This is a genomic window from Colwellia polaris (assembly GCF_002104515.1).
GTDB classification, from domain to species: Bacteria; Pseudomonadota; Gammaproteobacteria; order Enterobacterales; family Alteromonadaceae; genus Cognaticolwellia; species Cognaticolwellia polaris.
Map to the genome: position 1 here is coordinate 132,539 of NZ_NBOE01000007.1, position 22,703 is coordinate 155,241.

The window sequence follows — 22,703 nt, forward strand, 5'->3', positions numbered from 1 at the left end:
TTGTAAAGTAGCTCTGTATTAATTAAGCCACAATTTTTTCAATATACTGAATGGGAACTTTTAAAAAATAATACCCTGATAATAGATTTTTCCGCTATAATTTATTCACATCACATACTGTACATATTGTGTTTTTCGCTAATAATGAATAATTAAAATCAATGCAAAAAACAAATAACCAATATAGTTTTCTCTTGAAATAAGGAATATTTATGAACGCATTAAAAACGTTACTTTTAGCTTTCAGCTTACTAGTGGCTTCTCAAGCCAAAGCTGGTTTTATCACTATCAATGAATCAGCGCTTGATGGCATATTTTCTCAATCGAGTTTTGATAATAATCCTATCGATATTCGTATTGGCACAGCAACCGAATTAGTTTTTCCAGATCTGCTAAACATAACCACCAAACAACAAGTGACTAAACTTTTTAACCAGCATATTGGTCCATTTGATTTTGTAAATTTTTACTTTATTGACTTCATCAGTGCTTGTGGTAACGCCAATAACAATAATTTTGTTGGCTGTGGTGAATTTCCAGGGAACGACTTTGTTGTAGAGTCAAGTTTTGCTGCAGGGGCTAATGGCAGTGAATTATTAGCGCATGAGTTGGGGCATAATTTAGGATTAGACCATCGCTCAGGCGGCTTAATGGACCCTAACATTAATAACAGTACATTATTAAGTTCAACTGAAGTTTCAACTATCAGAAACAGTAGATTAGTTCAAACTGATGGCCAAAATTTTTGGATTAACATCAACCCTGTAGCAATAGTCGCTGCCGCTACGACACAAGTACCAGAGCCTAGCACTTTATTATTACTCTTATTATCTATTAGTTTTTTTGTGAGAAAAAATCGTTTAAAAAACTAGTTTACACTTTTTCAATAATCATCAATATTAAAACCTACGGTAATCGCGTAGGTTTTTTTATGTTAAATAGCAGGACTGTTATGCAAATTCTAAAGTGCGTTTTATTTACTGTATTGTCTGCCTTATTATATACAAGCTCAGCGAATAGCTATGAGCAAACTGAAATAGAGAGTTGGATTGAGTATTGTCCAAGTAAACGACTGTGTTTTGAGCACCCTGCAAGTTTAAAACCTGCTAGCGTACAAGCAATTGACTCGCTTGCCGGACAGTTAGAGAATAATAAAACTGTTTTGCATTATGATTTAGGGCTATATGCATCAACATTTCGCGAACTAACATCGGCTAACTCAGCACCAATAATGGTTGATGGTTATAAAGGAAAAGTACTTACCTTTAAAAATACCATAGCACTCACCATAGAGAAAATAGCAGGTAATGATAGATTCTCTATGCTGTTAGAGTATAAAGATACGTTGAAAGCTGAAGAGGCTGAGCGCATTTTTAAATCTGTTAAGTTTAATTTTTAAATTCTAACGTAATATATCCAATAGAAAGTTAGCCGTTATAACTTTATCAACCTCATTTATTACTTAACCTGAACGCTGGATAATGAGTTCAGGTTACTTATAATTATGCAAATAAATGGCTTTTTTCAGGGTGTTTCTGCTGATAATTCACAATATACGAACAATCAGCCACAGCTTTTTTATTATCTTTTTTAATCTGTTCGAGTACCGCCTCTAAAAGAGTTTTAGCTAGCCCTTTACCTGAAAGTGCCTCAGGTACAACGGTATGCGTTAAATGCATTTTTCCATTTTGATCATCGTATGTTATATAAGCAATATGTTCATCAATATGGAATTCATATTTAGAGTCTTTTGAGTTATGTATTAATGTGGCCATAATTTCTCCGTTGAAATCGACAGGGTTAACTTTACTTCTGAAAATAGCACGAAATATTAACAAGTACATGTCATAATTCGTTGCTAGTGTCGTATTGTTAACATGAGTTATTTTCCTATGTATTTATGCTCAGAATACCAAATAGGATTTACTCAAATTATTCGTTGGTGATCCCTCGTTCGAATTTAATAATCATCAACGCTTTTTATCACAACTATATAAAAGATATACAAAACTAATGACATTAATTATCTGCAGTGTATATGCAAGAGATCAGTATGAATTATAAAGATTACTATAAGATCATGGCTGTTGATAAAACGGCTACCCAAGATGAAATTAAAACCTCATATCGGAAACTAGCACGTAAGTTTCACCCAGATGTAAGTAAAGAAAAAGATGCAGAAACTCGCTTCAAAGATATCAACGAAGCTTACGAAGTATTACGCGATAAAGAAAAACGTGCCGCTTATGATCAACTCGGCAGCAATTGGAAGGCAGGCCAATCTGGCTTTACGCCACCGCCAAGTTGGCAAAACCAATATCAACAAGGCAACGGAAATTTCAATGCTGGTAGCCAAGGCGATTTTAGTGATTTTTTCGAGTCTTTATTTGGTGGTGGTTTCGGCAAAGGACAACAAGCATCAGGTGGCCGACGACCGATGAAAGGAAAAGACAGTAACACAAAAATTTTGATCAATATTGAAGACGCTTACACTGGAGCAACCCGTAACTTTTCGCTGCAAGACCAAGTGGTGAACCCGCAAGGTAGAGCGCAAGCTAAAGATCGAACATTAAAAGTGAGTATTCCTAAAGGGATTAAGCCTGGTCAAAAAATACGGTTACAAAAGCAAGGACAAGCAGGTATTGGCGGCGCGCCAAATGGCGACTTATACCTTGAAGTGGCTTTCAATCCAAACCCACTATATGTTATTGAAGGCGCTGATGTTATAACAGAAGTTAGCATTAGCCCATGGCAAGCCGCGTTAGGTGAAAAAGTAATTGTGCCAACACCCACAGGTAATATTGATTTAAGCTTGCCAAAGTTGATCAGTAGTGGCAGTAAAATGCGATTAAAAGGCCGTGGACTACCATGTAAAGTTGCGGGAGATTTTTTTGTTAAACTGAAAATTGTTTTCCCTAAAACGCTTTCAACAGAAGAGGAAGCTCTTTATCAAAAGTTAAAAACAATAGAAACGAAAGCAAATAATGAAAGTAAAACTTAAGTAACCTGAACTCTGGATAAGCAGTACTTGCTCAATCCTCCCTTTTAAGCCATTACCTGTGTTAAAACGTCGATAAATAGCCTGCTATTCATAAACGTTTTGCCTTGGAAATGGCATAAAATGAAGCATTGATGGTGTAAATTCGTGATGTTCACCTTGCTATAGCATTTACTTTACCACCTAAGCTTTTGATTCACTTGAGTATCAAGCACTCATTATCCAGAGTTCAGGTTAAGTACTCAACATCCGTAAGCCTTTAACTAAACTTTTATATGTAATGTGACTTCAGACAAAGATAAAGATAAAGATAAAACGTTAGTAGAAATTGACTTGCTTGAATTGAAACGCGATATTTTTGCCACTTATGGTAATAATATCGCGCTTTATTTTATGCATTAAACAGCCAATGCGATAAGGACTCTATATTTAATCAACACAACCAGAGATTGTGATATCGGGACGTTCACCCTTATCTGCTCGGGTATACACGAGTTTACAAACATCTGCACTGTCAATTTCGCTTGTGCTCAAATCTTCAGTGTCTTTTGTCAGTGTGAAAGTAATAGCGGGGTTTGAACCGGTTAACTTAAATTCATCTTCAGTAAAGTTAAGCACTTTTTTTAAATTTTCCTGCGTAGCAAATGGATAACCATATCGAATTCTGATACCTGATTCGAGCTCTTCATCAAAAGAGTCACCAAGACCTTCAATAATTGCTTTTGTGTAAGTTAAATTAGATGCTCCCTGCAACGAGGCTTTAAGGCCATTCATTACCGCTTGTCTTGCATCATCTTGCAGGTTTATAAATTTAGGTAATGCCGTAGCGGATAAAATTCCCAGTATAATAATTACAACAACCAATTCGATCAATGTGAAACCGGACTGTTTCTTCATAGGACAACTTTTCTCTATAATAGAATTTTCGCGTAACTTAACATCTCTCTATTTTTAATGAAAATATTGTCACTCTAATCAGTGTGAAGGCTATTTATTCGTTCGTAATAAAAACGTTACATATTTGACTAACGTTTAACCGACGGCGCGTTAGCTAAGGTTTGAGTATATTTTGCCTCTTTTTCTAGAGCTTCTAAATCTTTGATTACCAATTGATTGCGTTTTTTATCTATAATATCTTGTTTCTTCCAAAGCTGTAATTGCTTGTTAATCACTTGCCTCACCGACCCACTCATTCTCGCCAAGGTTTCATCATTTAAGCCATTGACTAAATGATGTTGATGTTCTTGAGATTTTGCCCCCGTGTAAAATTTAATTTTATTAATATGCTCTAGAATAATACGGCTTAAACGCGTAGTTACATCATGTAAAACTAAACTACTCGCTTGTTGCTCTTTTTCACGCATTTTTTGTGCTAAATAAGGCATAAACTGCTGATTAAATTCGGGATAAGTCCACAGCCAATCTCGCATAGTAGCGAGTTTAACTGATAATAATTTAACCTTTGTTAAAGGAGAGACTATCACCTCGTGAGGCTGGTTATCTAATAACACAATTAAATCAAAGCAATCGCCAGCATAAAGCATGTCTACGGTTGCTTCTCTGCCAGTTTCGGGATTACTTTGCTTGATCTCTACACTCCCTTCAAGCAAAACATAAAAGCGCTGAGTTAATAGCTGCGAGTTAAAGTAATCACCTTTTTGCCATTCATCAAGTTGAAACTCTTGTTGAAAGTCTTCAATTAACTTGGTCGGTAAGTCGGCAAAAATATTAGCTTGTTTAACTAACACTGGGCTGGCTTTATGGGGTAAATGCGTAACATCTTTCTTCATAAGGAGTGTGATTTAAGCTTTGGCGTAAACGAGTAATTTTATTTTACTGAGTTGTAGCTATATAGCAAAAATTAATCTTCAGGTTTATGTGAGTAACCTAAAAAACATGAATAACAACAGCATTATTTAAAGAACAGTTTAAGCAGCCGATAAGTTCAGTACGGCGTCATTAATTATAAAAAATATTAAATCATTACAACTGTCATATTTGTGACAGAAGCATTTCCCCTAGTTACGTATTATAGCCCCACTAACCAACCAGCTTGCATTAAACCATTAATACAAGTTTGTTTATATGGTCAAATTGCTTACTGGGAAATAGCCTTAAGCATCAGACCTTTTACGAAGTTTAAAATAGGTGATTATTATGTCTAAGACTATTGGTATTGATTTAGGTACAACAAACTCATGTGTTGCAGTTATGGAAGGCGGCGTTGCAAAAATTATAGAAAACTCAGAAGGTAGCCGAACTACACCATCGATTGTTGCTTATGCTAACAACGAAACATTAGCTGGTCAGCCAGCAAAAAGACAAGCAGTAACTAACTCGGCTAACACGTTATTTGCTATAAAACGTTTAATTGGTCGAAAATTTGAAGATAAAGAAGTACAAAAAGATATTAAATTAGCGCCTTATAAAATTGTAAAAGCTAAAAATGGTGATGCTTGGGTTGAAGTAAACGGCAAAGCGTTATCACCACAAGAAGTGTCAGCACAAATTTTACGTAAGTTGAAAAAAGACGCAGAAGCCTACTTAGGTGAAACCGTAACCGATGCCGTAATTACCGTACCGGCTTACTTTAATGATTCACAACGTCAAGCAACCAAAGATGCGGGTAAAATTGCAGGGCTTAATGTTAAACGTATTATTAATGAGCCAACAGCGGCAGCATTAGCATACGGTGTTGACAAAAACAGTAAAGCTGACCAAAAAGTAGCAGTTTATGACTTAGGCGGCGGTACCTTCGACGTGTCTATTATTGAAATAGCCAATGTTGACGGTGAAAAACAATTTGAAGTATTAGCAACCAATGGTGATACCTTTTTAGGTGGTGAAGATTTTGATTTACGCTTAATAAATTACCTAGCTGATGAGTTCAAAAAAGAAAATGGTATTGATATTAAACAAGATCCTTTAGCTTTACAGCGCATTAAAGAAGCGGCTGAAAAAGCGAAGATCGAGTTGTCATCAGCATTACAAACCGACGTTAACTTACCTTACGTTACCGCTGATGCTAGTGGGCCAAAACATTTAAAAATACAAGTTACTCGCGCTAAGTTAGAGTCGTTGGTTGATGACCTAGTAAAAAGTACTATTGCCCCTTGTGAGCAAGCATTAAAAGATGCGGGTTTAAGTAAAGGCGATATCAGCGAAGTAATTTTAGTGGGCGGCCAATCTCGTATGCCAAAAGTGCAAGCAGCCGTAAAAGACTTTTTTGGTAAAGAACCACGTAAAGATGTAAACCCAGATGAAGCCGTTGCTATGGGTGCTGCAATTCAAGCAGGCGTGTTGTCAGGAACCGTTGGCGATGTGTTATTGCTCGATGTAACGCCATTATCATTAGGTATTGAAACCTTAGGCGGAGTTATGACTAAGCTTATTGATAAAAATACCACGATACCTACTCGTGCATCTGAAACGTTTGCCACAGCTGAAGATAATCAAGCAGCGGTAACGGTACATGTACTGCAAGGCCAGCGTGAAATGGCAACAGATAATAAATCGTTAGGGCAATTTAACTTAACTGATATTAACCCTGGCCCACGCGGCACGGTTCAAGTTGAAGTTACTTTTGATATTGACGCCGATGGTATTTTAAATGTTACCGCGAAAGACAAAGCAACAGGTAAAGAGCAAAGTATTAAAATAACTGCCTCAAGTGGCTTAACTGAAGATGAAGTGAACCGTATGGTGAACGATGCAGAAATGCATGCAACTGAAGATAAGAAAAAGCGTGAGTTAGTTGAGCAACGTAACCAAGCGGATCAATTAATTCATACCGTACAAACGTCGATGAACACGTTAAGTGAGGAACAACAAGGCGAGCTTAACACCTTAATCGAGCAACTGAAAATGGCGGTTAATGGTGATGACAAAGGCGCAATTGAAATGCGACAAAAAGCATTACAAGAAGCTTACACTAGTATGATGCAAGCTCAACAAGCGCAATCACAGCAAGCAGAACAACCACAAGGAAATGCTGCTAATGATGAAGCTCACCAAGGGGATGTTATTGATGCAGACTTTGAAGAAGTTAGTAACGGTTAAATACTAACAATGCACTAAATTTACACCATTAAATATTCATAAAAAAGTGCTAACGAAAAAACCCTGACATTTATTGTCAGGGTTTTTTATTAAATTTTCCCAATAAAAACAAACCAGTTAGTCAACTAAACCCTACACCTCATTATCCTAAGTAAAACTATCACTATTAATGGTCTACAAATTGTAGGCAATATGCGTACTGCTTCAAATGTAACAATTTGTAAACACACTACAACAAACAGTTGAAATTAAAGACTTAACTATTTGGTTATATAATTTTGTGATCTAACGAGTGACTTATCTTACTCTGTATTGCAAGCATAATAAAAAGAAGGAACATTCTTTGAAACATAATAAAAAATTAATACTTACTCTACTCAGTAGCCTTAGCTTTATGGCAAATGCTGATGTACTTAATGGTAATTTCGAAGCTTGGTCAAATGCAAGTGCCAACAATTGGACAACTGTAGACACGGGCATCAGCGTTAGCCAAAACACCAATACGATAAAAACTGGCACAAGCTCTGCCGCTATTTCGGTTAATACCGCAACACAAGGCTCAACCGATTTTTTACAAAATATAGCCGTAACCGCAGGCCAAAATTATGATTTTTCTGTTTGGGTTTATCATACCGAAGGAGGTGTTAAAGCTAGACTTTTCGCTGACGGTTATCGAGGTTATTCAGATCCTAATTTAGTTAATCAATGGCAACAAGTTAGTTATACATACTCAGCCAGCACCACAAAAGAAATAGCAGTTGGCTTGCGCTTTTATGACACCACAGGCTTCGACGGCTCTGAAACCGTTTATGTTGATGACTTTGAACCCACTGCAAGTGCAGGCACAGGCGGCGGTACTGGCTGTTCAGGCGATGAAATCACCTTTAGCTTAACCACAGATCAATATGGCTATGAAACCAGTTGGTCAATAAAAAACAGTAGCAATATAGAGCAAGCCAGTGGCAGTAATTTAACTAATTCTACTAGTTATAGCGAAAACATTTGCTTAACCGATGGCGATTATACTTTCACTATAAACGATAGCTATGGCGATGGAATTTGCTGTACTTATGGTAACGGCTCTTATGATATCTCGCTTGCAGGTACTTCACTTGTTTCAGGTGGTACGTTTACTCAAACAGAAAATAAAACCTTCACACTTGGCAATACTGGTGGCGGCACTAGTGGTGGTAATCCAGGTACTTATTATCAAGGGATTACAACGCAAAGCGGCTACAGCCTTAAAACCGCTTTACACAATCTAATTAAAAATCACACCGCTCAAGGCTATGGCGCAATCTGGACCTTCTACGCTAATCATTCATTAGATACCTATTATGATAACGACGGTACAGTTTTAGATATATACTCTGAAAAGCCTTTCGGTAGCGACAGTTATTCTTATACAAAAGTTACCAATCAATGTGGCTCTTATAGCGGCGAAGGTGATTGTTACAACCGTGAACATTCATTTCCAAAAAGCTGGTTTGGAGGCAAAATAGAGCCGATGAATTCAGACATTCATCATATTTTCGCTACCGATGGTTTTGTAAATGCTAAGCGAAGTGGCTTTCCATACGGTGAAGTAGCGAGCGCCACCTTTACATCGACCAACAATAGTAAACTAGGCTCGGCAACGTCTGCACTCGGTTATAACGGCACCGTATTCGAACCTATTGATGAATTCAAAGGTGATTTAGCACGCGCTCAACTTTATATGGCAACTCGCTATCAAAACGTTATTTCATCTTGGCAAACTAATAGCACTTACGGCAATGCAATATTAGATGGTAGCAGCAATAAAGTGTTTGAAACATGGCAGTTAAATATGTTGCTGCGCTGGCATGCAAATGACCCCGTTAGTCAGAAAGAAATTGACCGAAATGAAGCGGCTTATTTACATCAAGGTAATCGCAACCCATTTGTTGACCACCCTGAATATGTAGAAAGAATTTGGACAGTTAATTAACAACCTCCTAGTAAACGAAATGGTGCGAAAGTCACCATTTCGTTTACTTCCTATTTTCGCTCACAATTTTAAAGTTATTATGTGGGGTCAGGTACACTTTAACAATTATCAAGCGATTCATAATAACTTCAACGACAATAATGAGCCTCAATCTAATTCAAAAGTGATCAGAGAATAATGGCAGATATTGTTCTAGAAACTATCCCTCCTTCAGATAAATTTAATGATCCACGTTTCACCATTGCTTATAAAAACTTAAACATTTTAGAGTGGCAAACTAAATTGTAATTGGCTAGCAATGACGATAGATATGTCCATCAATATTTAATCATCAACTTCACTACAGCTTGACTATCCCTTTCCCTCGAATAAATTCGATTATTTTTTGTTAAGTCTTTTTTAGGCCTCTAATTCATAAATTAAACAACAACACGATTATCAGTCCACGGTAAAAATATAGTTAGACCACTAACCTTTAATTACCTTTTTATAATTTAATTAATAGCGTTCAATACTCGCCCATAACGTATATTCAATACAAAGAAAAGCTTATTTCCAGGTTCATTCCGCTAAGGTCAGCTTTTAAAGCTGAGTTGATAATTCCATCAAAAACCATTAGAATAAAAATTAATTGAACGTTCAATCAATAAAAAAGAAACCATAATATGCCTAAAGTTGGAGTAAAATCTCTACGTAAACTACAGTTAATTGATGCAACCTTAGCGTCTATTGGTGAACATGGATTACAAAGTACAACCATTATAACCATCAGTAGAATTGCGGGGTTATCCTCTGGCATTATTAGTCACTATTTTGGAGGTAAACAAGGCCTAATAGAAGCAACAATAATGCACCTTTTAGAGCAATTAAAAGTAGTTTTACTTGAACGTGTGTCGCCAAAAAAACTTAATGCTGCTGAACGACTCAATATGATTATCGAGGCAAATTTCACCTCATTTCAGCGCTCTACTCCAACCATAAAAACGTGGCTGAGTTTTTGGGCAGAGTCAATGCATGATCCAAAGCTGAAAAGATTACAAAATATCAATAGTAAGCGTTTATATAGCAATCTGCTTTTTTCATATCGTCAGTTATTAGCAGAAGATGTTGCCATAATGGCATCTCAAAAAACCGCAGCGATGATTGATGGCTTATGGTTACGCTGTGCCTTAAGTTCTTCGCCTGAAGAAGAATTCATCAAAGCTGAACAACTATGTAAAAGCTTTGTAGACGAACAAATTAAACAATATGGAGATATTACTTGTCATTAATATGTTATAAAAATTATGTCGATGGTACTTATATAGATAATGCCAGTGGTGAAACATTTGATGTGATTAACCCCGCTACAGGAAAGGTTATTTATCAAGTTGAAGTTGCCGATGCACAAGTTCAAGAAAAAGCTATCGCCAGCGCGAAGCTTGGTTTTGAAACTTGGTCTGCAATGAGCGCTACTGAACGTAGCCGAATTTTGCTTAAAGCTGTTGCGTTATTACATGAACGCAATGAAGAATTAGCCAAAATTGAAGTTCTTGATACTGGCAAGCCATGGCAAGAAGCTTCAGTAGTTGATGTATTATCAGGCGCTGATTCAATCGAATTTTTTGCTGGGCTAGCACCTGGTATTGAAGGTAATCAACAAGCTGTTGATGGTGATTTTTACTATACCCGTCGTGAACCTTTAGGTATTTGCGCAGGCATTGGTGCTTGGAACTACCCATTACAAATTGCTTGCTGGAAAGCTGCTCCTGCATTAGCTTGCGGTAATGTAATGATTTTTAAACCTTCTGAAGAAACGCCACTTGGCGCATTAAAATTAGCCGAAATATTTACCGAAGCAGGCTTACCTAACGGCGTATTTAACGTTGTGCAAGGCGCGGGTGAAGTAGGTGCTTGGTTAACACATCATCCAGAAATTGCTAAAGTTTCATTTACTGGTGAAGTAGGAACTGGCAAAAAAGTTATGGCTGCAGCTGCAAGCTCACTTAAAGATGTCACTATGGAACTCGGCGGTAAATCACCGCTGATTATTTTTGATGATGCCGATATCGATAATGCCGTTTCTGCCGCCATGTTAGGTAATTTTTATACCCAAGGCGAAGTTTGTACAAACGGTACTCGCGTATTCGTTCAAGAATCACTATATCCAACCTTTATTGAAAAACTGCTTGAGCGTACTAAAAATAATATTGTTGCGGGCGATCCTATGGACCCTAACACAAACTTTGGTGCACTAATTTCAGCTAAACACAAAAAATTAGTAGAAAGTTACATTGATATTGGCGTTAAAGAAGGCGCAACTCTGCTTCATGGTGGCAAAGCGTTACAACCAGAAAGTTCGCCAAACGGTTATTTTGTTGCGCCTACTATTTTTGGTGACTGTACTGACGAAATGACCATTTGTCGTGAAGAAATTTTCGGCCCAGTAATGAGTGTACTAACATTTACTGATGAAGAGGAAGTGATCAGCCGAGCCAATGCTACAGAGTTTGGTTTAGCCGCCGGTGTATTTACTCAAGATATTACCCGTGCACACCGCGTTGTTCATCAAATGCAAGCCGGTATTTGTTGGATCAATAGCTATGGTGCATCACCAGCTCAAATGCCTGTTGGTGGTTATAAACAGTCAGGTATTGGTAGAGAAAATGGCCTTGCTACACTGAACCATTACACTCAAATAAAAGCAATTTATGTTGGGTTACAGCCTCTCGACAGCCCTTTTTAACCAATAGAACAACTCAGTTTGTTGTTCGCTAGTTTGGCTGTAAAAAGTCTTCATGTACTAAATTATTTTAAAGGTTTTAAATGAAAAGTGAAAAATTTGATTACATTATTGTTGGCGCAGGATCTGCGGGTTGTGTTTTAGCAAATCGTCTAAGTGAAGACAGTAATAACAACGTATTACTGATTGAAACAGGTGGCAGCAATAAAAGTATTTTTATTCAAATGCCAACGGCCTTGTCTATTCCGATGAATTCAAAAAAATACGCTTGGCAATTTGAAAGCCAGCCAGAGCCGTTTCTAGATAATCGACGCATGCACTGCCCTAGAGGGAAAGTATTAGGCGGTTCTTCTTCAATTAACGGCATGGTTTATGTACGTGGACATGCAAAAGATTTTGATGAATGGCAGCAACATGGTGCCCAAGACTGGGATTACGACCATTGCTTACCCTATTTTAAAAAATCTGAAGACTGGGCATTTAGTGCTAATGAGTATCGCGCAAAAGGCGGTCCATTAGGCGTAAACAACGGCAATGAAATGAAAAACCCGCTTTATAAAGCATTTATTAATGCCGGAGTTGAAGCGGGTTATTTTGAAACGCAAGACTATAATGCCGCGCAACAGGAAGGTTTTGGCCCAATGCACATGACGGTTAATAACGGTGTGCGCGCTTCTACCGCAAATGCATATTTACGACCAGCAATGTCGCGTAATAACTTAACGGTTATTACACATGCTTTGGTACATAAAGTTATTCTTGAAGGTAAAAAAGCTGTCGGCGTTAAGTACGAACATAAAGGTAAAATAATTGATGTTGCAGCAAATAAAGAAGTTATTTTATCTGCTGGCTCTATCGGTTCACCGCATATATTACAATTGTCAGGTATTGGCCCTAAAGCTGTGCTTGAAGCCGCAAATATTGAAGTAAAACACGATTTACCCGGCGTAGGTGAAAACTTACAAGATCACCTAGAGTTTTATTTTCAATTTAAGTGCAAGCAGCCAATTACACTCAATGGTAAGTTAGATTGGTGGAGTAAATTACTCATAGGCACTCGCTGGATATTAAGCAAAAAAGGCTTAGGTTCAACTAACCATTTTGAATCTTGTGGCTTTATTCGCTCAAAAGCCAGTGTTGAATGGCCAGATCTTCAATATCACTTTTTACCGGCGGCAATGCGATATGACGGTAAAGAAGCGTTTGCCGGTCACGGGTTTCAAGTACATGTTGGGCACAATAAACCTAAAAGTCGTGGGCAGATCAAAGCTATTTCTAACGATCCTAAAGCGCACCCAGAAATTAGATTTAACTACCTTGAGCACGAAGAAGACCGTGAAGGATTTCGTGCTTGTGTTCGCCTAACGCGTGAAATTATTAACCAGCCAGCACTTGATGCATTTCGTGGTGAAGAAATTCAGCCAGGTATTGAAGTACAAACAGATGAAGAAATCGACTCTTTTGTACGTCAATCTGTTGAAAGTGCTTACCACCCTTCTTGCTCATGTAAAATGGGTACAGACGCAATGTCAGTGGTAGACCCACAAACACGCGTTCATGGCATTGAAGGATTAAGAGTGGTTGATTCGTCAATATTTCCAACAATTCCTAATGGTAATCTCAATTCACCCACCATTATGGTTGCTGAACGTGCTGCTGATATTATTCGCAAACGAACGCTATTAGCGCCAGCTAACGCAGACGTTACGCTAGCAGCTAACTGGCAAGAACAACAACGTTCAAATGCACCAAAACGCACAACAAAATAATGTTTTATCGCCAGTGTTATTTCAAACATTAATGATTATCGCCATGGTTTATACCTCGCCATAGACCATGGCAACGATTAATGTTTAAGCTTCATCGCCTAGAAATAATCACTATAATTATAAGAAAAAATAGGAGTTAATTTATCTTTAAATTGTTTAAAAACTTTACGAGGAAATTGTCATGACTGCATGGTTATCTGGCGGAATATTATTTACTTTTTTAGCTATCGCATTCATTTTATATCGATGGGGAAATATTCGCTGTGTTGGTGTAACACCGGTTAAAACCTTCACCTTTATTGCTATTCTATTTACTTCAGGACTCGATGTGGGGCTTATTATGTTCCCATTAACTGAGTTTGCAGGCTACGCAGACTTAGCCTCCAGCCCTGAATACGGGTTTACTAACCCGCTAGCAATAGAGTTTGGTTTTTGGGCTTTTCTTATCTGGAGTTTTTACTTCCTTACTTGTTTTTATTTTTGTGTTATTGAGCCACGCGTAAAGTTCTTTGAAATTCCGCTGGTAAAATTCATTAATAATGTTGTCATAATAGGTACCTGTGCATTTACGGCTTATTTATTACTGTCTAACTTACCTTGGTATATGCCAGAGCTTGGTGATGGTGAATCTGTTATCGGTAGCTTCTACTTAATCGTATTATTCGTTATTGCCTTTGCGGTATATTCAAGTACCAATATACGTTATGTACGCATTTTAAGCCTAGCAACCACTTGGCTTTTTATCGCATTAATTGCCGTGATGTGGGGCGGTGCATTTTTAGGTGAAAGCTCGAACATCGGTCAATTTGCCACTACCTTTTCTCTGTTAGGCGGCTACTTCGGTAACATTCACGAGTTTGTTCTGCCAATGAATGCTTATCATGAATTCTATCTTTACTGGTGGTTTGCATGGAGCATTATGATCGGCCAATTTACATCACGTTTTGTTGGTGGTTTACGTACTTATCAAGTGCTATTGGCTATGTTGATATTTCCGTCTATTCCGATCGCATTATGGTTCAGCGTATTGTATTACTACAGCATGAATACTATAGAAACTACAGGGTTCTATAATATTGCCATGGTATTGGTTGGTATTACCTTTGTAGTTAACTCGCTAGATTCACTGATCCGTTTATATACTGATAATTTGAACATAGGGGTAACCCGTATCGGTAAAGTTAAATATTTCTTAGGTAATCTTGTTGCCTTAAGTTTGCTTACCTTACTATTTAAATTAGATTTTCTAGCAATTCAATGGGTTGGCGCATTAGTTATTGGGCTATTTTTCTCTTGCTTTGGTTATATTATTTTCAGAAAATTTAACGAAGTAGCGGCAATAGAAAGTTCACCAAAAGAAAATAAAATTGATTTTACTAAATTAGAACAAGTGACATAATAAAATGGGAATACAAGTAATGAAAAGCAATCTTATTGCCCTAGCAACATGTAGTTTGCTAGCAGCTTCATCAGCTGCATTAGCTGACGTATCTACCACCGTAAACGTAACCTCTGACTACACCTTTAATGGTGTAAGCCAAACGGGTAACGATCCCGCATTACAAGCAAGTCTAGATTACGCTGGCACTGACGGTTTTTACGCCGGTGTTTGGGCGTCTACGGTTGACTTTGGTAGCGGTGAAGACACCAATCTTGAATTAGACGCATACGCAGGGAAATTTTTTCAGCTTGAAGAAAAAATTGGCCTAGATGCCGGTATTGCTTACTATACCTATCATGGCGACTCAGCTTCAGATACTTATAATTATCCAGAGGCATATGCCAAGTTTAGTTATAATTCATCTTTGGGTGATACAGAATTAAACTTTTGGTACAGCTGGGATTATTTCGGGCTTGATGCTGGTCACTATATAACAATGATTGCTCATACCTTTGAAGTAACACCAGGCCATAACATTAGAGCAAGTTTTGACCGCTCAACGTCAAATGATGTAAACAAATGGGCGTGGAACGGCAATAAGTCATACAACCACGTTCGTCTTGAATACATGACTAGCTATGAAGGTTTTGATTTTAACCTTGCTGTTGAAGACACGAATATGAATATTGATAGTGCAGATTCACGCATTATTTTATCTGTATCTCGTACCTTTGATTTATAAGGCGCTAATTGTTAAGAGCCAGGTTAATAATATCCAGGCCTATAAACATTAGGCTAATAATATGAATGGCCAAACTTAAATATTAGTCGCACATTTGCATACAAGCGCCCTTACATATCGTATGTAAGGGCGCTTTTTTATTTAACCTGAACTCTGGATAATGAGTGTTTGATACTCAAGTGAATCAAGAGTTTAGGTGGTAAAGTAAATGCTATAGCAAGGTGCACATTACGAATAGACACCATCAATGCTTCATTTTATGCAATTATCTGCATTAAAAAGGAGCATTGAGCAAGTGGTGCTTATCCAGTTATCCAGAGTTCAGGTTATTTACTAATTCACCTGTAAAAAGTAACCCTTAGCAATTACCTTAATGACATAAAATAAAAAAAGCATTGGGTTAAATCATAGATAAAATCTTGCTTAGAAAGTTTACATAAAAGCTTTACTTGAAAACTTTCCCTAAAAAGAAGTAACTTTTCACCATTAAGTATCGAAAAAGCAAAGGTAGCACTTCCTGACATCAAACTATCCCTGTATTATCTGCACCATTAAATTTACCGCCCAAATGTAGAAAATACACCCGTTAGATTGGAAAAAAATAATGACCAAAACACACAAGCCAAATAGTGCCAAAATGCTTAAACGAGCACACACCAATATGCCTTTAGGCGTTGCTGACAGCTACCGCTATTGGGGTGAAGAAAACACCGTATTTTTGAAAAGCATGCAAGGTTGCACTATTACTGATTGTGACGAACAAACATTTGTTGATTTTCGTTTAGCCTATGGCCCAATTATATTAGGTTATCGTGATGAACGTGTAGATAACGAAGTTATTAACGCCATTACTAACGTCGGTACTATTTCTGGTTTTTCAACAGGGCTTGACTCTGATGTGGTTGAATTAGTTAAATCACTCTGCCCCAACATTGATAAAATGCGCTTTGCCAATTCAGGCACCGAAGCAGTTATTGGCGCTGTGCGTACTGCTAGAGGCTATACCAAACGCAATAAAATTGTTGTGGTTGAAGGTGGTTTTCATGGTTTACATGACGAAGTTATGTGGAAGTCTGACGTTGATAACTGGGATGCAGACGATAAAAACTCACCAGAAATAATTCCTTTTGGTGCGGGTATTCCACAAAGTACACGCGAACACCAAGTTAGTGTGCCACTAAACGATATTTCAGCTATAGACGCTGTTTTTGCAGAATATGGTCATGACATAGCGGCCATTTTAATTGAGCCTATTATGGGTAATTGCGGCTCTATTGCATCAACACAAGCTTACATGCAAAAACTACGCGATGTTTGTAACAGCAATGGCTCTGTACTGATAATGGATGAAGTAAAAACAGGTTTTCGCGTAGCTAAAGGTGGCGCTCAAGCTTTATATAATATACACGCCGACATTACCACTTATGCTAAGGCTATGGGTAATGGCTATCCTGTTGCTGCTTTTGGTGGTAAAGCTGAAGTAATGGACACTATTTCTTTTGATAAAGGTGGCGTTACTCATGGCGGTACTTATACCGCAAACATGGTGGCATTAAGTGCGGCAAAAGCAACATTAACATTACTTAAAGAAACTAATGCACTCGAAACCATTGACCTAGTAGGCCAAAAAATTCAAACATTACTTTCACGTGTGTTTACCAAGTTTGGTGTTGAACACTGTTTTGCAGGCCCTAACGCCATGTTTGGGGTGCATTTTGGCACAAACGTACCACAAAACTATCGTGACTGGAAAAGAACAAACAGCGATTTATACACGCAATTCGCCCTTAACTTAATAGACAATGGTGTAATGTTAGAACCAGATTCGCGTGAACCTTGGTTTATTTGTGAAGCGCATCAAACCATGGATTTAAATTGGTTAGAGCTAGTGGCTGAAAAATCGATGGCGGCAGCAATTAAAGCGCAGTAAATGCTAAATGGGCACTCAGTTCACGCCCAACCACCGCCACTTTAAATTATGCGTTTACCGAGCAAAATAAAAGGTAAACGCATAAAACCTAGCTATAAATCACACTAAATACCCTATATTAGGTACATCACATAACTAGGTATAAAAGCATTTTTCTATTCTTGAAGCGCTATAGCGGCCATTTTCATTGTACTTTCTAGCGATTGTGCGCCAGCAATAAATAAACCATTATGACAAAACATAGCGTCATCAATACCCGTTACATCTTGCAGCGCTTTATCAGCTAAACCCGCCCATGATTTAGGCAATGGCTTTCTGTCTTCAAATGACCCAAGTTCAACAGGCACGGTTTGAATTCTAAACGGACCAGAGCCCGACGGGTAAATAACATACAAAGCTTCTTTAGATAACGTATGAACCGTTGTTTTCCACGGTGTGTATTTTTCTAATACAATAACTCTTGGGTCTGCTGCATTTTCAATCGCTTTAGCGACAATTGATTTCGCATTTATGCCACTGCTAGCAGAAGCAATAAAGCGAGTTAAAACCCTTGATGCAAATGCCACCGCTTCATCAAAACAAGCATCAAAATTACTTTCTTCTTGCCACGTTGGGTTAAACATTGAAATAGTTTGGCTGAGACTAATACCTTGTGACACACCTTCAACATGACCACAGTCAATCGCGTCAATTGTCGATACTAAACCCGCATCAACCGAATGAGCTACTTCTTGAGAGCCTTGGCATATTTCTACGCCATATTTTTGCCAAATCAAACCGAAAGATGAGTAAGGAATACCATTTTCACGCGCACCGGCACCACCACGTTGATGGTGATCAAATCGGCCAGTGTCTGGGTTATATTCACCGCCCACATCAATCACAATATCAGCCTGCGCTATAACCGCTAAATCTCGTGTACGTACAAGGTTAAAGTCAGGAAAAATACTTTTAAGCGCAGCGATACTGAACACATCATCTGCATGAAAATTACCATTATGAGTTACTATTGTTTTATCATTCATTTATTTTGTTTCATGCCGTTTTAGAAAAAGAGAAAGATGCTGCGAATTAAATATTACGTTTAAAAGTAGCGAAAAAAGTAAGTGCCGAATTCTATCTGAATACCACGCATAACAACAGCTAACTTTAAACTTCAATAACGTAAATTAAGCCTACGTATACAGAACACGACTAAGGCACTATTGAGCCTATCCATAACTTATACTTGCTAATAGTAAGCTAACGCTTAATCTATACCGAATGAATACCGAATGAATACCGAGCAAATGCCGAAGCAAGGCAAAATGTAGGCAAAATATAGGCAAAATATAAAAAGTAATTCTCTTAAAGTTCGCTATGCAACTTTAAATTAAGGGTATTAATAAATAGCCTTGGCTCAACAATTTCATCTAACATCGAGCTATCGGGTAAACAGTCATCATCAACATAATCGGCAAAGTCTCCTGCTGAATCAAACACCAAAATATCTAACGCTAATCTGTCTAAACCATATAACCCACGATGGATCATATCGGCAGAAAACACTAATAAATCGCCTGCCGCTAAGCGTATTTTCTTACCGGTAGTTAAATCGTCACTACTTACTTTGCCTTTTTCTTCTTGGCGAACATTAAACTCTTCTTCGTTGTCCCAGCGCTTATGTGTTTCTGGAACTAGCTCCATACCTAATTCATCAAAAAGTGGTACGCGTAAATGCACAACCTGAGTTTGTGCAATCGCATTTTTTTGTCCTTCAAGATCATGATCGTACTGGCAATCACGATGCCAGAAATCTTTTTGCGACGGATTAACAGGGTTAAAGAACAATTGAGTATTCATAAACGCAGGGTTATTAGCAATAAGGGCATCAACAACCGCCATGACTTTCTTGGAGCTGATAAAGTTAAAAAGCGAAATACGCTCGTCTCTAACTAAGTACTCACTACCGGTAATTAACGAAGAGTTAAAAGCTTCTTCTTGATAAAACTTAGCATTATCTTGTTGCCACAAGTGATGAAACTTTAACACTACGGCCCTAAGTTCTATTATTTCTGAGGCACTGAAATAATCTCTAACCACAAAGAAACCTTGTTCTTGATAATTATGTTGCCATGTTTTACTACTTTCTAACATTAACTAAGCTTGCCGTAAGATATTTTATGGTGGTTATTATAACCGTTTGAAAAAACGAATGCCTAGTCAGTATATTCCTTTTGTTGTTACCAGCTAGCGTTTGAAAAATAATGTGCAAACCACATTTTCTAATACAATAACCGTTAAATAAACAATTAAATATTTAATAAAAGATTGTCATCAATGTATTATTTAGCCATGGTATTGTACTCTCGTATTATTTCTCAAATTCATCGGCAATATTAGTTAAGGAATATTTTTTTCATGGCCTCATCGAACTACCTAGTCAAAAAAATTATCACATTTTTCAATTACCGAAAGCTTATAACCACTTGTGCACTTTTACCCATGATGGCAAACGCAACTATTGCTGACGAAAATTTTCAGCAGTGCAAGGTAAACTTAGCTGAGCGTGCAAAGAACACAGGGTTCTCCACTTATATCACGCAAACCGTAATTAATAATATTACCCCTATTGAGCGAGTAATCGCTTTAGATAAAAAGCAGCCTGAATTTAGCCAAACGTTCGAGCAATACATTAAAGCCAGAGTAAGTAATTATCATGTTCGCGTTGGCAAAGAAAAGCTAAAACAAAACAAAGCATTATTTGATAGTTTAGAAAAAGAATACGGTATTCCCCGACAATATTTAGTCTCGTTCTGGGGCTTAGAAACTGTTTTTGGCAAACACAAAGGTAAAATGTCGGTGCTTAACTCGTTGGCAACACTGGCATGTGATCAACGTCGCAGCGAGTTTTTTACTCTAGAGCTACTAAACCTTTTCACCTTAATTGAAACAGAAAAAGTAACGGTTGATCAGCTACAAGGCTCTTGGGCTGGCGCTATGGGGCATATGCAATTTATGCCAACAGCCTTCTTAAAATATGCTGTTGACGGCGACAACGACGGCAAAGTAGATATATGGCAAAGCGAAGCTGACGCACTTACCACCGCGGCAAATTACTTAAATCAAATTGGTTGGCAACCAGAAGAACGCTGGGGCAGAGAAGTAAAGTTACCTGAAAACTTTGCCTTCGAAAAAGTGAGCTTCGACCAATACTACTCACTGAGTTATTTAAGCCAACTAGGTATAACAACAACGAATAATCAAGCATTATCAACATACGATATTCAAGCCGAGCTTTATCTTCCTTCAGGATACAAAGGCCCTGCTTACCTACTCTACCCAAATTTCAATGTCATTATGACCTGGAACTTATCTAAAAGTTATGCACTTTCAGTCGGCTTATTAGCAAATAAATTAGTCGGTGCTAATGGGCTTGAGTTTTTAAAAGGCGAGCAAGCGCTAAAAAATAGATTTAGCTACAAAGAGATGAAAAACCTACAAAGCCAACTCAATACATTAGGCTTTGAAACCGGCAAACCTGATGGCATTTGGGGGCCGAAAAGTCGCGACGCTATTCGCTCGTTCCAACTGGCACATCAACTTATTGCCGATGGATACCCAAATACAGCCTTATTTTCGAAAATTAAATCAGTGCTAGATAAAAGTGAAGAAAAAACGACGAAAATAGATTATCAAGGTTAGATAAAATAAGTATTTTTTATTTCACCTAGCCGCTGTATTCACACCCAGTAACCTGTATTTCCTGCTTTATTGTAGAAAGGCAGATTTAATCTGCCTTTCTACACAGGTGTATTCAATGGTTGATAATAAGTAATTGAATGTAAAAATTAAGTTATGTATATTGATTTGAATAAATATTCATTAGATGGGTTTTGCGCTTGTGGAAAGGCGGATTTGATCTGTCTAATACGCTGTTAGTTAGGTGCAAACTCATCAAATTAAGCATGGAGGCTAGATGAAAACTTGGGTTATTACTTTAACTATTATGTATTTTTCATGGCATTTCACTGATGTAAGGTCTGAAAGTGCATTGCATAGTGTCTTATTTCCATTAATTACCATATTCTTAGCTATATATTTATTTCTCAAAGCTCTCGCCAAATTAGGCCTCTTAAATGGTGGTAGTTCTAGTGGTGGTGGCGGTTTTTCTGGTGGTGATGGAGGAGGTTTTGGTGGTGACGGTGGTGGTGGCTGTGATTGATTGCACCTAACAAGCTAATTAATAAGGACAAAAAACAGTTGGCTGTTTTCGTTCCTCAACATTTTAGCCAACAATTTTTTGCCCATTATTAGGGCGTTGAGGCTGTAGAATTTCTCCAAACTGAAAAATGGCGTATGATTTTTGTTTTAGTACAGCCTTTAAAGTTCACTTATTAGTGGAGTATTGCCTCAGAATACACGTAGCAACGCAATTTGAGGTTTAATTTTTAATAAATTTTGAGGCTGCTTTTTCTAAAATAGAAATTCTACAGCCCCGTTATGAGGAGAGTGAAGCTTGAGTTTTGAATTTGATATTCGTAGAACTATCATTCTTTCAAAGTATATGAATAATTGGGGAATGCCTGAATATCGGAATGTCACAAATAAAGGTAATCACTGTGTTGAGCTTTATTCGTTTCCGGAAGAACTTTTTACTCGTTTTGCTACCGTAGGGCTATCATCTGGAATCCTACCCAATTCAGATAAATGCAATTCCGAAATTGTAATGGTTTTGCCTACAAATGTAGTGGCTAAGCAAACCAATGAAATAGTGAATTATATTTTTGATATAGTTGCTTACTTAATCGAGACCTTAGATCGTAATTTAACAGCAGAAACCACAATTCCGGAAAGTGAATTGGCGCCTGCTGGGTGGCCCAAAGCTCTGCTTTTTGATGAACCAAGAGGCGAAGTTGATGATTTATCATGCTTTCATATCGGTTCTCAGCATGTTGAACTATTTTGGATGATTCCAATATTTGGTAATGAGTACAGCCTTATAAAAAATGGAGAGATTGAACGATTTGATGAAATTGTCGAAAACATGGATATAGAAATTACTGATGTAAGACGAACGTCTTGTGTGTAACTCCTCATAAATCGGGTAGCCGGAGGTTTCTCTCCTCCAGCCCCTATTTTAGCCAACAATTA

Annotated in this window: 19 protein-coding genes; 14 read left to right on the forward strand and 5 right to left on the reverse strand. The window is 37.6% G+C overall.

Annotated elements, in window-relative coordinates; genetic code table 11:
* Nucleotides 1-212 precede the first annotated feature (212 nt).
* Nucleotides 213-872 (forward strand): PEP-CTERM sorting domain-containing protein, encoded by a 660-nt coding sequence (locus B6A32_RS12525; protein WP_085304574.1) that lies wholly within the window; start codon nt 213-215, stop codon nt 870-872.
* A gap of 59 nt (nt 873-931) precedes the next feature.
* On the forward strand, nt 932-1,399 hold the full coding sequence (locus tag B6A32_RS12530) for a hypothetical protein (RefSeq protein WP_085304576.1): 468 nt from the start codon (nt 932-934) through the stop codon (nt 1,397-1,399).
* A 103-nt stretch (nt 1,400-1,502) separates the two neighbouring features.
* On the opposite strand, the gene B6A32_RS12535 is transcribed toward B6A32_RS12530, so the two are convergent.
* Entirely contained in the window at nt 1,503-1,775 is a 273-nt protein-coding gene (locus tag B6A32_RS12535) for a GNAT family N-acetyltransferase (RefSeq protein WP_158088487.1), read from the reverse strand.
* Nucleotides 1,776-2,053: 278 nt separating this feature from the next.
* Here B6A32_RS12535 and B6A32_RS12540 point away from each other — a divergent pair, with 278 nt between their 5' ends.
* The gene (locus tag B6A32_RS12540; protein ID WP_085304580.1) at nt 2,054-3,001 is read left to right on the forward strand and encodes a DnaJ C-terminal domain-containing protein; all 948 of its coding nucleotides are present in this window, start codon (nt 2,054-2,056) and stop codon (nt 2,999-3,001) included.
* 426 nt (nt 3,002-3,427) lie between these two features.
* Here the strand turns inward: B6A32_RS12540 and B6A32_RS19575 are convergent, their stop codons facing one another.
* Complete coding sequence (locus B6A32_RS19575; protein ID WP_085304581.1) at nt 3,428-3,895, reverse strand: type II secretion system protein; 468 nt, start codon at nt 3,893-3,895, stop codon at nt 3,428-3,430.
* 128 nt (nt 3,896-4,023) lie between these two features.
* A complete protein-coding gene (locus B6A32_RS12550) occupies nt 4,024-4,788 on the reverse strand; it encodes a Crp/Fnr family transcriptional regulator (RefSeq protein ID WP_085304583.1) in 765 nt (254 codons plus the stop codon).
* A 367-nt stretch (nt 4,789-5,155) separates the two neighbouring features.
* On the opposite strand from B6A32_RS12550, the gene dnaK reads away from it, so the two are divergent.
* The 8 genes from dnaK to B6A32_RS12590 all read left to right on the forward strand — a co-directional run bounded on the left by dnaK (nt 5,156) and on the right by B6A32_RS12590 (nt 17,570).
* Nucleotides 5,156-7,057, forward strand: coding sequence for a molecular chaperone DnaK (gene dnaK, locus B6A32_RS12555; protein WP_085304585.1), 1,902 nt, complete (start codon nt 5,156-5,158; stop codon nt 7,055-7,057).
* Nucleotides 7,058-7,451: 394 nt separating this feature from the next.
* Complete coding sequence (locus B6A32_RS12560) at nt 7,452-9,026, forward strand: endonuclease (RefSeq protein ID WP_085304686.1); 1,575 nt, start codon at nt 7,452-7,454, stop codon at nt 9,024-9,026.
* Between the two features lie 665 nt (nt 9,027-9,691).
* Complete coding sequence (gene betI / locus B6A32_RS12565) at nt 9,692-10,297, forward strand: transcriptional regulator BetI (protein WP_085304587.1); 606 nt, start codon at nt 9,692-9,694, stop codon at nt 10,295-10,297.
* The gene (betB, locus tag B6A32_RS12570) at nt 10,288-11,751 is read left to right on the forward strand and encodes a betaine-aldehyde dehydrogenase (protein WP_085304589.1); all 1,464 of its coding nucleotides are present in this window, start codon (nt 10,288-10,290) and stop codon (nt 11,749-11,751) included. Before betI ends, betB begins: the two co-directional genes overlap by 10 nt.
* An 80-nt stretch (nt 11,752-11,831) precedes the next feature.
* Complete coding sequence (gene betA, locus B6A32_RS12575; protein ID WP_085304591.1) at nt 11,832-13,517, forward strand: choline dehydrogenase; 1,686 nt, start codon at nt 11,832-11,834, stop codon at nt 13,515-13,517.
* Nucleotides 13,518-13,698: 181 nt separating this feature from the next.
* Entirely contained in the window at nt 13,699-14,916 is a 1,218-nt protein-coding gene (locus B6A32_RS12580) for a choline transporter (protein ID WP_085304593.1), read from the forward strand.
* A gap of 19 nt (nt 14,917-14,935) precedes the next feature.
* The gene (locus tag B6A32_RS12585) at nt 14,936-15,640 is read left to right on the forward strand and encodes a TorF family putative porin (RefSeq protein WP_085304688.1); all 705 of its coding nucleotides are present in this window, start codon (nt 14,936-14,938) and stop codon (nt 15,638-15,640) included.
* A gap of 604 nt (nt 15,641-16,244) precedes the next feature.
* Entirely contained in the window at nt 16,245-17,570 is a 1,326-nt protein-coding gene (locus tag B6A32_RS12590) for an aspartate aminotransferase family protein (RefSeq protein WP_085304595.1), read from the forward strand.
* Between the two features lie 155 nt (nt 17,571-17,725).
* Here the strand turns inward: B6A32_RS12590 and B6A32_RS12595 are convergent, their stop codons facing one another.
* Entirely contained in the window at nt 17,726-18,595 is an 870-nt protein-coding gene (locus B6A32_RS12595) for an MYG1 family protein (protein ID WP_085304607.1), read from the reverse strand.
* Nucleotides 18,596-18,917: 322 nt separating this feature from the next.
* Nucleotides 18,918-19,706: a phytanoyl-CoA dioxygenase family protein gene (locus tag B6A32_RS12600; protein WP_085304609.1), complete on the reverse strand. Its 789-nt coding sequence runs from the start codon at nt 19,704-19,706 to the stop codon at nt 18,918-18,920.
* A 264-nt stretch (nt 19,707-19,970) separates the two neighbouring features.
* On the opposite strand from B6A32_RS12600, the gene B6A32_RS12605 reads away from it, so the two are divergent.
* The 3 genes from B6A32_RS12605 (at nt 19,971) to B6A32_RS12615 (ending at nt 22,641) form a co-directional block, all read left to right on the forward strand.
* Nucleotides 19,971-21,254, forward strand: coding sequence for a lytic murein transglycosylase (locus B6A32_RS12605; RefSeq protein ID WP_085304611.1), 1,284 nt, complete (start codon nt 19,971-19,973; stop codon nt 21,252-21,254).
* Nucleotides 21,255-21,528: 274 nt separating this feature from the next.
* Entirely contained in the window at nt 21,529-21,774 is a 246-nt protein-coding gene (locus B6A32_RS12610; RefSeq protein WP_085304613.1) for a hypothetical protein, read from the forward strand.
* 294 nt (nt 21,775-22,068) lie between these two features.
* Nucleotides 22,069-22,641, forward strand: coding sequence for a suppressor of fused domain protein (locus tag B6A32_RS12615; protein ID WP_085304615.1), 573 nt, complete (start codon nt 22,069-22,071; stop codon nt 22,639-22,641).
* Nucleotides 22,642-22,703 lie beyond the last annotated feature (62 nt).